The organism is Pseudoalteromonas sp. Z1A6 (assembly GCF_011378745.1).
Taxonomy (GTDB): Bacteria; Pseudomonadota; Gammaproteobacteria; order Enterobacterales; family Alteromonadaceae; genus Pseudoalteromonas; species Pseudoalteromonas arctica.
The window spans coordinates 1-13,778 of the sequence record NZ_WTKW01000083.1 but is presented as its reverse complement, the minus strand read 5'-3'; the positions used below and the strand labels follow the sequence as shown (position 1 = coordinate 13,778).

Annotated in this window: 6 protein-coding genes; all 6 read right to left on the bottom strand. The window is 38.5% G+C overall.

Annotated elements, in window-relative coordinates; translation table 11 throughout:
* Nucleotides 1-83: 83 nt before the first annotated feature.
* The 6 genes from GQR46_RS07445 to GQR46_RS07420 all read right to left on the bottom strand — a co-directional run bounded on the left by GQR46_RS07445 (nt 84) and on the right by GQR46_RS07420 (nt 13,715).
* A complete protein-coding gene (locus GQR46_RS07445; protein ID WP_007586383.1) occupies nt 84-1,745 on the bottom strand; it encodes an HD domain-containing phosphohydrolase in 1,662 nt (553 codons plus the stop codon).
* Complete coding sequence (locus tag GQR46_RS20810; protein ID WP_346766798.1) at nt 1,717-3,828, bottom strand: adenylate/guanylate cyclase domain-containing protein; 2,112 nt, start codon at nt 3,826-3,828, stop codon at nt 1,717-1,719. Before GQR46_RS20810 ends, GQR46_RS07445 begins: the two co-directional genes overlap by 29 nt.
* Before the next feature lie 128 nt (nt 3,829-3,956).
* Nucleotides 3,957-4,790, bottom strand: coding sequence for an MBL fold metallo-hydrolase (locus GQR46_RS07435; RefSeq protein ID WP_165740586.1), 834 nt, complete (start codon nt 4,788-4,790; stop codon nt 3,957-3,959).
* 9 nt (nt 4,791-4,799) lie between these two features.
* Nucleotides 4,800-11,216, bottom strand: a complete 6,417-nt coding sequence (locus GQR46_RS07430) for an Ig-like domain-containing protein (protein ID WP_165740585.1) — start codon at nt 11,214-11,216, stop codon at nt 4,800-4,802.
* 39 nt (nt 11,217-11,255) lie between these two features.
* A complete protein-coding gene (locus tag GQR46_RS07425; protein WP_165728148.1) occupies nt 11,256-12,377 on the bottom strand; it encodes a FecR domain-containing protein in 1,122 nt (373 codons plus the stop codon).
* A 12-nt stretch (nt 12,378-12,389) separates the two neighbouring features.
* Nucleotides 12,390-13,715 carry a surface lipoprotein assembly modifier gene (locus GQR46_RS07420; RefSeq protein WP_165740584.1) on the bottom strand — a complete coding sequence of 442 codons (1,326 nt, stop codon included), beginning with the start codon at nt 13,713-13,715 and terminating at the stop codon, nt 12,390-12,392.
* Between the last annotated feature and the right edge of the window lie 63 nt (nt 13,716-13,778).

The following is a 13,778-nucleotide window of genomic DNA, read 5'->3' as shown; positions in this document are numbered from 1 at the left end:
CCACCGTAAGGTGGCATTTTTTTGTTTGGATAGGTATAGGCTGTAATAAGCGTATTTTGAATAAAGGCATGGCTTTATAGGTGCTAACTTATAGGTGTGTAACCGGGTAAGTTATCAAAATCTACCTCATCTAGCTGCTCTGGGTTAGCATATTCATTGATATAATTTTTATAGACTTGCGACTCAATAAAAATAGCAAAAATGTCAGCATCAAGATGGTTTTTAGCAACCATTGACCCTAAAATAAATAAACACTCACTGACCGGTTTTGCTTTTTTGTAGGGCCTGTCTACTGCAGATAGCGCTTCAAAAATATCCGTAATAGCCATTAACCTTGCAGGCACCGACATTTGCTCTTTGGTTAAACCTCTTGGGTAACCAGTACCGTCAAGTTTTTCATGATGACCTAAAGCATATTCAGTCACATTGCTTAAGTGTTTAGGGAACGGCAGGGCATCTAAAATATTTTTAGTTACATCCATATGACGTTTCATTACTTCACGTTCGGCTTCGGTTAACGTGCCTCTTCGTATTGTTAAGTTTTCAACTTCATCAGCTGAGAGCAATGGTGTATTAATATCATTTATAACGAGTTGGTATTTGTTTGCAATGCGTTCAATGTGCTCAAGTTCTGCATCACCTAAAAACTCACCCCCTACATTCACACGCTGTAATAATGCACGGTCTAATGCCAACTGTTTAAGCTCGGTATCAAGTAGGCGTTCAAATTGTTGAACCTCGATAGGTTTTTGCAGCTTCATCGCACAGATGATTTTTTGCTGATACGCTATTTTTAAATCTCGGCTAATTATTTCAAATTTAGCATCTACATATTTTATTCGATCAAAAATAGTTTCTAGTTTTGTCGACTTTTCCATAATGTGATCGGGAGTCGCGATTTTCCCACAGTCATGTAACCAGCCTGCTATATCAAGTTCATGCCGGTCGGCCTCACTCATCGAAAATGAAGCCAAAGGGCCTTTATTTATATCATGTACGGCATCAGCTAGCATTAACGTGAGTGCTGGCACTCGTTTACAATGGCCACCGGTATGAGGAGACTTTTCATCTATTGCCATCGCAATTGTTTCAGCAAAGGTTGAAAAAAGATCTTCCATTCCCTTAATTAGTGTTGAGTTAGTTAGTGAAATAGCGCCTAAAGAGGCAAAAGATCGAATTAGAGTGACAAGCTCTTCACTAAAAGGAATGTTTTTATTTTGCGCATCTTTTACATTTATAAGCTGGATTACACCAATAATGTCATCTTCATGATCTTTTAAAGGAATTGTTAGCATGGACTCAGAACGATAACCCGTGCGTGCGTCCATTTTGCGAGCTGCGCTCATATCAAAGGGCAGGGCATCATACACGTCAGGAATGTTAATCACTTCGCCAGAATTTGCAGAGTGGGCAACAATAGCTGTTTCGTTTGGTTTGCCATCAATAAAAAGATCTATATTAGGAAAATCTACAGGGCTCCCTAAAGTGCCACCTAAATAAAGATTTAATGACTTATTTATTACCGTTTCAAACTTGAGTTGTTTGTTTGGGGTAATAGAGTAAATGCTGCCAGCATCAGAATTTGCTATCGACATCACAACTTGCAGTATTTCATCAAGTAACTTAGACGAGTTTTTTTCTGTTGTTAGCCTAATACTAATATCGATAAAATGCTGAAGGTTTGTTTTGTCTTTAATGTGCTGTCGCATATGTTTACTACTTTTTAGTATGTTTGAAGGCACCATTCCAATCCTTAGCTAGTGTTTGCAAATCAGTGCCCTTAATACGTTCGATAAAAATGGTATAAACGTCAGAGCTAAATACGGTCGTGCTGTGCAGTTCTTTAAATAAGCTAAGCGCTTGTGGCCAGTTTTTATTATAAAAAAGCGTCATGGCCTGCTGTGATTTTTTAACTTCATTTAACTGTTCTTCATCGAGCTTATCTGTAAAATTTATAGGCTCAAACAACTGTATAGCCGTTGTTTTTCCGACAACTTGTACTTTATCTATTAAACGAAATGAAATATGAGGGCATTCGTTCATCGTTTCTTCTGTAACAAGAATAGCTACGCCATAAAATTTGGTCAAGCTTTCTACTCTAGCACCTAAATTAACAGTATCACCAAGAACTGTATAGGCTTTACGGTAAACCGAACCCATATCACCTACATTCATATCGCCAGTACTTAAACCGATACCAATTTTTATTGCAGGCTGATTGTTTTCTGCAAATAACTGATTTACTTGCGTTAACCCGTTAATCATACCCATAGCGGCTTCAACACCATGGCGAGCGTGGTTTTCATCTATTAGTGGAGCATTCCAAAATGCCATCACCATATCGCCTACGTACTTATCAATAGTTCCGTTATGATCAAATATGATTTTGGTAATAGCCGTAAGATATTCGTTTAAATATTCACTTAACTGATGAGGCGACATACTTTCTGATACTGAAGTGAAACTACGAATGTCGGCAAACAACACCGTCATATTTTTTCGCTCACTTTTTTGAGATAAACTTTTGCCCTGTAGTATCATCTGATTTATACGCTCAGGAGGCATATATTGGTCAAACATAGATTTTATTTTTCGGCTATGTTTCATTTCAGCGATAGAACCAACAATGATGTAATAACCCGCTAATATAATGATGAGTAAAAGGGGCATTAATAAAGATAAACTAATTTTTTGCACTGACCATAAATAAACGTTTAAAAATATAACGACACTTGTGACTGTAAGAGACAAAATTATAATAAAACGTGCGCTCTTACCGTGGCTAAAAAACGACAGTACGCTACCCGTTAATGCAATGATGAGTAAACTTGCTCCCAGTGACCAATTAGGTTTAGATGGCAGTAGCTCTGGGTGCATTAATCCTTCAAATATATTGGCATGAACCTCCACACCGGGATACTGTAAACCAACAGGTGTTGATCTTAAATCAGCGAGTCCAATTGCCGATGTGCCAATAAAGGCTACTGTGCCTTCTAATTCCTCTAAACCAATTTTTTTGGTCAAAATATCGGTAGCCGAATAATAAGGGAAGCTATGTGCACGCCCTTTGTAAGGAATTAATATTTGCCCATATTCATCAGTTTGAATCCACTTATCTTGAAACTTTATACCTTCGAATAAGGTTATACCATCTAATATATTGGAACGGGTTTCTATGTTTTCAGCAAGGGTATAAAGTCGAGCAACTTCAAGTGCTAAAGAAGGGTAGAGCTTATTGCCAACTCGATTTATAAGAGCTGCTTTACGTATAAAGCCATCTTCATCGCTATGTGCATTGATAAAACCGGTGCCCGTTGTAGCATTTTGTAACTGAGGGATATTTACAATAGCACCAGGAAACTGGTTTATCTGTGAATTAGTATGATCCGCATTTGCCCACACAACACTGCTTTTAGCTGGCAGGTTTTGATTAGTGAGTTGTTCATCAATTAATAAAAAACCAAGAACAGTATCATTTTTAGATAATGCGCTTGCTAGTTTTGTGTCTGCATCGACTTGTTTAGTAATTTCAGCAAAGGGGATGGTGTACTTTTTTGATAAATCAGGAATTTCAGACATAATTTTTGTAACAGGGTTTTCTTCCTGTTCAGAAAAAAATATATCGAATGCAATAACAATAACACCTGCATCAGTAAGCTTTGTAACAAGGTCGGCTACTTTTGATCGACTCCAAGGAAAGCGTCCTTGTTCTTGCATGCTCTTTTCATCGATATCAATTATTACAACGGTTTCATCAATACGCCTAGGCGTCTCTGAAAGTGTTAGTAACAACCGAGAGTCGTATATTATACCTTCTACGCGGTTCACTAACTTTGCAAGCGACCCAGTTGAAAATAGCTCTATTGATGCAATTAATAATGTAATAACAGCGCCAATGAAAAAGTGCTTTGAAGTAATTGGTTTTAAGGAGCTAATGAGTAACGCTCCTTGATAGACTAAAAATCAAAAACTCGTCCTTCTCGGCCGCACTCTATTTTTACCTGTTGAGCGTACTGCGTGTGTAAATATTTTTCTATAGCCAATAACTGTTCATCGGTTCTTGATGGATCGTGGCTAATAATAACCACATTTTTAATACTCGCTTTTATAGCAAGCTCAGCCACCTGATCTATGGTGCTATGCCCCCAACCATGTTTAAGAGGCAAGTCTGCATCTATAAATTGAGCATCATGAATTAGTAAATCAGCGCCTTCAATAAAGTTGACCCATTCGCTAATACTTGTGTTTGCTTTTTCTGGCGGATTTAGCTCATTGTCGGTAACGTAAGCCACCTTTTTTTCATCTGCTTTAATACAATAAGCAGTACCACCACCAGGGTGATTTAGTGGAGCAGTCGAAACCAAAAAATCATTAAGTGTAAATTGCTTTTGAGACGATAAATCAGTATTAAGCGTAATGCTGGCAGGTAAATCTTGATAACACACCGGAAAGTACGAACCACTCATTTGCTTTAATATGGCATCTTGGCTTTTTTTATCATCAACGTTACCCACAGTAATAGTTATATCGCGGTTGGGTTGGTAAATAGGTTTAAAAAAAGGAAACCCTTGAATATGGTCCCAATGGTTATGCGTTAGCAAAATATTGATAGGACTTTGTGTTTCTAGTAAACGTGTACCGAGCTCTACAATACCGGTACCAGAGTCTAAAATAAGATCTTTACCGTTACTTTGTTCGATGTACACACATGAGGTATTTCCTCCAAAAATGTGTGTATTACTTCCTGCTGAAGCCATTGAGCCTCTAACACCAAAAAATTCAACTTTCATAATTTAAGGCTAAGCTCCATCTTCTACAAAATTGAATTTAGAAATACTAACATTGTTAGAGTTAGTGTCATTACAGGTGCTGCTTACAACAACTTGGGTGTCATTTTGTAAGATGATTGAAGTAAATACATGTGTACTGGTACATTGGCTTGCTTCATAAAATCCGGCACCACTGGCTCCAAACGTATTATCTAAGGTACCGTCAGTTAAAATACGCGCTAACATTCCTTTATTGTTAGCCATGCCGGCTAAAATAAGTTGATTGCTACTATCGAGCGCTGCACCACTTAGCTCAGTGTTACCGCTTGACGCCAAAGTATATTCACCGACACCATTTACGGCAAAGCTAGTATCAAGCGCACCCGTAACGAGCAACCTAATAACATTGGCTTTATTTGGCGAATCAATAAGGTTTGCTATTAAATATAACTTACCCGTTGTGTCAGTTAAAATCTGCGCTATTTTATTGTTGGTATCTGTGGTTTCTTCACCTACATATTTAAAGACTTCAGTACCATTTGAGCTTAACTTCAATGCGATTAGCTTTGAAGTGCCACTTAATACTGCCTTACCGCCAATGAAAATATCCGCATTGTCGGTATGTACACGGTTATAGTACTCAAAAGCTGAGCCTATGATACTTCCGCCAGTGCCAAAGTTAGGCTCAAGGGTACCTTCTGGCGTCAACATTATAACGATTGGGCTAGGAGTGCCACTTATTACGATTGACCCAACAGTAATAATGTTACCGCTATTATCAAGTGCAATACCTGTCAGGTTTACCAATTCTGCGCCACTGACAGAGGTTGTGTATACACCGTCTGTTGCAAATGAAGTGTCTAAATTACCAGACTGATCAACTTTAGCTACAAAGCCCGCTTCACCATTTTCACTATTTTTAGAGCCTGTAATAACTAAATTGCCGTCGCTTTGCTCGGTTAGAGCAACACGCGATTTACTCAAATCTATGGCAATTTCTTTATGGCCACTTTCGCTAAAGCTAGTATCGATATCACCCGCACTCGTAAAGCGTGTTAGTACTAACTTAGTAATTGAGTCCGATTTAGCCGTTGATGCAAGAATATACTTACCGGCATGAGGGTCATTGCTAAGTTGTAAAACGTGCATTGATTCGTCGTTTGTCGCATCTACTAAATTATTAAGGGTAAAGTAACCATTCGTTTCAAAGTTACTAAATAATGTGGCTTGACTGTCTATTGCTGCAATAAACGGTTTTGTATTTGAATCATCATTAACACCAGCTACCCAAAGAGTGTCATTAGAGTCGATAGCTAAAGTGTTGGCAAATTGCTTACCACTTATACCATCAATTATATTAATGCCGGAGGTGCCATAGGCACTATCTAAAGTACCTTCATTATTAATCCGTGCTGAAAATAATTTTTCTGAGGCTGATACGCCAGTCGTCCCCGACAAACTAATGCCATTGTTACTAGGCTCGTGTTTAATACCTGTAATTTTAGCGCCGCCATTACCATTTCCACCATTACCATCAATATCATAAATTGCTATACCAGCATCACCAAAACTCGTTATAAGAGTACCCGTTTTATCAATAGCCAAAACCACGGCTTCTTTTTCACCACTGTTACGAGTTATGTAACCACCTGCAAAAGCAGTAAATTCAGAATCACTAACTCCGCCTACAGCAAAAAGTTCGTCGTCTTTATCATTATCAGATATATCAATTGTTAGTGCTGCGCCACCATTGAAGCTATTGTCATTATCGCCATCAGATTTTAAATAACGAAGTAGAGAGTCTTTTGTTCCCTCTGCATTGGTAACACTCCCAACCACTAAGTAATCGGAATCATCAAAGTTCTTAACTGCAAAGCCTTCATCATCTCGATTAGCGCCGCTAACATCGACAATAGCTGGAGTAGAGTTCTCAAAATCTAGATCTGATTTTTTATAATGTATCCATAAACTATCGTTTTGAGTGCCATCAAAGCGTTTACCTACAGCCAGTATCTTATCGTCATCAATTTCAAGGTCATTAATAACAAGAGTACTCGCTTGTGAAGTACAGCGAACTCCTGAATCATTCTCACCAGAGTCAGTACTTACAACGCCAGCAGTATTCATTTCCAATAAGCAGGCTTCAGTATTTGTGCCGTCAAAACTAGAATAAGCAATAAAGAGATCTGTACCGTCAGAAATAATAGCTGTGGCTTCTTCATCATCATCTAAATCTAATATTTTTATTCCATTACTATTAAAAGCATTATTTGTTATGCCAGCGTTGGTGTAAGACACAACAATAATATCTTTATCGTCGCCATCAACAAAACCAACAAAATAAAGGTTGCCATTAAGCTCAATACTGTCTTTAAACTCACCTCCAGAAAAAATGTTTGAAAGATCAAGCTCACCTGTAATCAGGCGGCCAAATGTCACATCTTCAGTTGGAATAAGAAGCTCAATTTCATCAGTAATATTAACGGTTATGTTAACGTTTGAACTTTCATTAGGTGTGCCATCATCAGTTATAGTGACATTTAAGATATATTGATTAGTTGTTTCAAAATCAAATGGGCTTTCACCTGCGGTTGATAAAACACCAGAGCTACTATTAATTTTAAATAAAGCAGTGTTACCGCCAGTTAAACTATAAGTTAAAGTCTGGTTCTCAATATCTGACGCGCTAACAGTCCCTATGATGTCGCCATCGGTAGCATTTTCATTAATACTAAAACTTTGAACCGATGCTACAGGTGCATCGTTAACACCAGTTACGGTAATGGCCACTGTGGCTGTATTGGTTCCGCCATTATTATCACTAATCGTATAAGTTATCGTGGCAAGTCCATTGGTATTGGCTTCAGGCGTATATTGAATTTGATTGCCAACCACTGAGACCGAGCCAATATCAGCTGAGGCTGAAGAGATTACCAAGCTGTCTCCATCAGAGTCAGTATCATTTGCTAATACGTTTATCAGTATTGGTGCTGCATCTTCAGCCATGGTCGCGGTATCGTTATTGGCAACAGGTGCATCATTCACGGCAGTTATCGTAATAGCGAGCGTGGCAGTATTCGTTCCACCATTATTATCACTAACAGTATAGGTAACTGTTGCTAAGCCGTTGCTATCGGCTGCCGGTGTGTATTGAATTTGATTGCCAACTACTGAGACTGAGCCAATATCAGCTGATGCTGCACTGATCGCCAGGCTGTCGCCATCTACATCTGAGTCATTTTCTAATACGTTTATCAGTATTGGCGCTGCATTTTCAGCCATAGTAGCGGTATCGTTATTGGCAACAGGTACATCATTCACGGCAGTTATCGTAATAGCGACCGTGGCAGTATTTGTTCCACCATTATTATCACTAACGGTATAAGTAACTGTTGCTAAGCCATTACTGTCGGCTGCCGGTGTATATTGAATTTGATTGCCAACCACTGAGACCGAGCCAATATCAGCTGAGGTTGCACTGATTGTGAGGCTGTCGCCATCTACATCTGAGTCATTGGCTAATACGTTTATTAGTATTGGCGCTGCATCTTCAGCCATGGTAGCCGAATCGGCGTTTGCTATTGGAGCATCGTTTACGGAGGTAATAGTGATAGTTAACGTTGTTGTACTGGCACCACCGCTGCTATCGCTTACAGTATAAGTAACTGTTGCTACGCCGTTGTCGTCGGGTGCCGGTGTATATTGAATTTGATTGCCAACCACTGCGACTGAACCAGTATTTGCCGAGGCAGCACTGATAGTGAGGCTATCACCATCCACGTCAGAGTCATTTGCCAATACGTTTATTAGTATTGGCGCTGCATCTTCATCTACTGTCGCTGAGTCTGCGTTTGCAATAGGAGTATCGTTTACAGGAGTAATAATTATTGATAAGTTTGTAGTTGCAGTACCGCCATTACCATCACTTATTGTGTAGCTAATAATTGCTGTTCCATTTGTATTAGCAGCAGGCGTGTATTGGATTTTATTATCAACAACAGATGCTGAACCTATATCTGCAGTAGCAGCTGTTATTGTAAGAGTATCGCCATCAATGTCGGAGTCGTTAGCTAGTACGTTAACTAATAACGCAGGAGCATCTTCGTTCATCGTTGCTGAATCAGTAGTTGCAGTAGGGGCATCATTAACGGGTGTCACGGTAATCGTCACACTTGCTGTTCTGTCGTTTATACCTTCATTACCAGTACTATAGCCATCCGTAATGGTGTAAGTTAGTACTATCTCACCTGAAAAGTTTGCTGGTGGAGTAAACTGTATTTTTCCGGCGACAATAGTCGCTTCTCCAGCAATATCTTCTATGTTCGAAATACTAATCGTATCGCCATCGGCATCAGTGTCGTTAGCTAGCACGTCTAATAAAGATGCAGAGCTGTCTTCGTCTAACGTAAATTGATCGTTATTGGCTTCTGGAAAAGTATTAACGCCGCTTTCACTTAATGTTACTTGAGCTGTTGCAGTTAAGCCTTGCTCATTTGAAATTGAATAAGTAAAGCTATCTACACCAATAAAACCTAAGTCTGGCTGGTAGGTAAATGAGCCATCAACTTTTAATGTAAGCTCGCCATTTTGAGTTGCATTGATTGCCGTGGTGTTAACTGATAAATCGCCAGCCTCAATATTAAAATCGTTAATTAATAAGCCATTTTGTACTGTTACTTCAAATAGTTTATTTTTACTAAATTGATAGGCATCATTTTGTGCGACAGGGCTATCAGGTTCGCTGTTTATTACTAAAGTTACTGTGGCTGTAGAGGTTGCACCTAATGAGTCGATAGCTTGATATCGAAATTGATCAACACCATTAAAATTAGCATCCGGCACATAACTAAAGCTGCCATCAATTGCTAATAATAGTTGGCCATGTGTTGGTGCCACAATAAATGTTTCATCAACTGAAAAACTGTCATTATTTGGGTCAGTATCGTTACTAAGCACACCATTGGCTGCTGTAACCACAAGTGTTTCATCTTCGCTTAAACTATAGCTATCATTTTTTGTTACAGGGGCTACGTTAGTGTTTGAGCTTACAATAGTTACATTTGCAATAGCCTGAGCACCTTGTGCATCAACAACTCTATACTGAAAGCTGTCTTGGCCTTGCATGTTCTGCTCGCCTTGGTATTCAAAGCTACCATTATCAAAAAGGGTTAATTGTCCTCTTGTCGGTTCGCTAACAGGCGTTGTATCAACAGTTAAGTTATCTAAATCAATATCGCTATCGTTAATAAGTAAGCCAGGCGATAGGACAACTAAGGTTCCATTGTTTGTAATGTTATAAGTATTATCAAGCGCAATAGGGGCGTCGTTAACAGCTAAAATGGTTATCTCTACAACTGCGGTATCTGTCATACCTAGCTCGTTAGCAACTTGATAGCTAAAGGCATCTTCACCATTAAAGTTTGCAATAGGGATATAAGTAAAATCCCCATTTTCATTTATATCAATGGTGCCATGCTGCGGTAGAATTAATGCATCTGCATTTACACGTAAATCGCCACTGTATTGATTCGTATCATTTGTTAGAACGTTGCCTTGCAGAGTTTGATCTTCATTTATCTGAAACTGATCGGCATTAGCTTCTGGTGCAAATGCAAGCTCTCCACCCACTGGTGCTATGTTTATTATATTAGCAAAGCCACTTTCACCACTGCCATCAATACCGGTAATAAGTACTTGATAACTTTTATCTGTAAGTGACTCGGTAATGCTTAATGCAGTATCTTGAATACTTAAAAATTGTTGCCCGTTTTCTAATTCATTAATATTAGTAGATGAAACTCCAGCTTGAGTTGCAATATAAACGTTATAACGATTAAGTTCGGGGTTAGCTTGCCACGAAAGATTAATATTATCTTCGTCTCGCTGAGCTGTAACACCTTCAATTTGATATGGTTGCCAGTTAAAAGTAATTGCATCAGCAAGGACTTGATTATTTAAAGTGTCAGTTATCCATATTTCTAGGCGTATCTCTCCTGGAGTTACACCATAAAGTGCAGGGCTGAGGCCTATAATTGATTTTTCGTAGTCAAAACCACAATCAGAAGAACACAGTGATATGCTTTTATTGACACTAGGGAGCACTAAATTAACTTCAGCAATGCCATCAGTATCCGAAGCTTCAAGTAAAAAAGAAACGTTGCCTTGCACAGTTTCGTTTGTTTGTGAAAAAACAATATTAGCGCGTGTATTAGCTATGCTTGATCCAACTACTCCTCTACTTGAAGTGACAGCACCTAAAACTTTTGTATTCTTGGTTTGATTACTCGCTATAACACCAGCCAAATTTATATAGCTAGTCACCGTTGGCGGTACTACTTCAGCCGTAGGTGATTGTATTGTCTCTTGAGCAGGGCTTTCTTCTGAGCCTCCGCAGGCACTTAACAAAAACACCATAGAACCAAGCAAAAATATATTTTTTGCTGTCATTTTAAATACTCCATAATAAAAGCTTTGTATCCAATGTGTTTATGGTTCTAATTTAAAAGAACCGCTAGCATTTACATCAGGATTATTTATTTCGTTAAGATTAAAGTTGCCAGTAATGTTGTCTAAGTCATTCAAAAATATTGCATCAACATCGCCCTCGGCTTTGTTGTTGCCGTGGGATGCAAATGTAACGGCTAAGTCAAGTTCGCTTAAATTTATTAAACCGCTGTAAGCCGCATACCAATTTCCGCCCGCGTCATTAAAACTAATTTCGCCATCAGGTACCGTGCCATTATCAAAATCAACAGCCATAGTCATAGCAAAGTCAGTAACAGCACCCACACTCGAATTTACATTAAAGCTTGATGCTTCATAGTTAAATACACCTTGGCGCTGAGCTATTTGATCGACTAAAGATGCGCTACTAACTGTTTGAAATTGTTGTTCAGAATATATATCCATAGTATCTGTATCTGCTTCAAAAGCATTTACTTCAACTTCAGTTACAGATGCTTGTTCAGTCTCTTCTTCGTTGTCATCTTTAGGGTCGATCGTTACTATATTTTGATCAAACACACGTGCCGCACGCGTCGTTTTTAATACTTCACCAGAGGCTGTAATTTGTGCAAACGAAAATGCCTCGTTATCACCCAAAGAAACCACACTATTATTTTCGAGTGTTAGATCTATTGCGCCATCCCATACAGCTAAAAACACATTGCCTTCAACGAGCTGAACTTCAAAATGTGTTCCACGTATACCAATAGAGCCAACGGGGGTTTTTACACTATAAGAGCCGCCATTTTTTTTAATCACACCCGAAATAGAGCGTAAGCCACCTTTAAGTAACTCAATAGAAGCAGAACCTTGTTGGGTATTATCATCAAATTCGTAGTTAGCAATATTTAATTCTGAATTTTCTTTTAAAGCGATTAAACCACCATCCGACATTGAAAATTGCGCTTTGCTTTTCTCTCCAGTCGTAATGCGATCTACACCAAAAACGGTATCTCTGCGCTGCAACTGCCGTTGTTGTTCAGAGCTTCCATCAACCGCTAGTACAGAGCCTCGCGCTAAAATAGTTTTACCAGCAGGATCATTTGCTTGTGTATAAAAACTTACACAAAGTAAAGTGGTAATTACAGGGAGTAAATGTTTCATAAATACCTTAAATTAAAATGAGTAAGAAGCGCTTAAATTGATATCTAAACGGTCATATTCGAATAAAGAAATATTACTGGATTTATCTTGATAGTTGGCAGCCAACTGTATGGCTAAATCGCGATTAACTAAGTAGCGAACAGAAGTTGAGAACATAAGAAGGTTATCGGCACGTTCTTGTAAAAATAAAGGGTGATCATCTTTATAATTAATCCATTGGTATCCAGCAAGAGATAACAACTGCCAATGTTGAGCTAGTTGAGTGTTCACTTGGTAGTAAAAACTCGTAATATTTCGGCTATTAAATTCGCCTTGAGTAATATCGGCTTTTTCGTTTTTGGCGTTAACGCTTAAACTTTGAAACCATTGCTTAGTTGCATAGCTAGCTCCTGCATTTAATGCATAAAACGAATTATCGAGCTTTTCATCAAACCTATTATTCAAAACACCAGCAGTCGCAGAGCTAAATAAATTAACTTGTTTATTCAACTTATAATTAGCACCTGCTGTTAAAGCTGATTCAGTACGATAAAGATCGCCATCAAGCAGTAATGGAGTCGTCGATACTTGTGCAAACCAACTTATGTCATTTTGTTTATATTGATAAGCAGCATTAATGTGCGCGTTTATACGATCGTATTGGCTGAGTTCTGCAAACTTGTACCACCCAGTATTAACACTCAAAGTGATTAAACTCTTTTGATCTATAGGGTGGGAGTACTTTCCTCTATAATTTAGTCGCGCATAGTTGTCTTGCGTACTTTTACTTTCTGGCGATAACAAAAACTCACCAATATTAGGAATTATAATCGTATTTTCTGCCGTACCCGCATTTACGTTGCCATCAACGCCAAGGGCAAGCTCAATATTTTGCTTATAAGAACGCCCCGCTTCTTGCTTTTTAAGTGTGGTTGTATCAAGTAACGACTGTGCTGAAGACTTTATGTTATTAGGTGTGTTAGGTGAGTTAATCAGTATTAAAGCTTGAGTATCGGCAGCAGGTAAATTATTAACGGTTAAATAAGCACGAACTAAGTACAAGCGAGCTTCATACCATCTAGGGTTGTTTTCAACCACGCGTTCAAAGGCAAATACAGCTGGCGCCGCATTTCCTGTTTTAAGCGCAGAAACCCCTAGTAAAAAATCGTATACGGGTTCACCCAGGTACTGGTATTCACTATTACTTTTTTGATAAGCCTGAGTATATTTTTTTTCAGAAACTAATTTTTGAAGTTCAATCAGTAGCTTATTATATTCATCATTGCTTTGAGCCAATGAGTTAAAGCTCATTACAGCTAAACAACTACACAGTAAATTTCTTAAAACCTGTTTAATCATGCTTAATTTTATATCCCAGTAGAAGTTTGATGTTTTGTATAAAAAGAGATGTATGTACTAGAA

Coding starts and splice junctions, on each gene's coding strand:
- GQR46_RS07430 (WP_165740585.1), bottom strand. CDS start 11,216: ATGACAGCAAAAAATATATTTTTGCTTGGTTCTATGGTGTTTTTGTTA.
- GQR46_RS07420 (WP_165740584.1), bottom strand. CDS start 13,715: ATGATTAAACAGGTTTTAAGAAATTTACTGTGTAGTTGTTTAGCTGTA.
- GQR46_RS07425 (WP_165728148.1), bottom strand. CDS start 12,377: ATGAAACATTTACTCCCTGTAATTACCACTTTACTTTGTGTAAGTTTT.
- GQR46_RS07445 (WP_007586383.1), bottom strand. CDS start 1,745: ATGGTGCCTTCAAACATACTAAAAAGTAGTAAACATATGCGACAGCAC.
- GQR46_RS07435 (WP_165740586.1), bottom strand. CDS start 4,790: ATGAAAGTTGAATTTTTTGGTGTTAGAGGCTCAATGGCTTCAGCAGGA.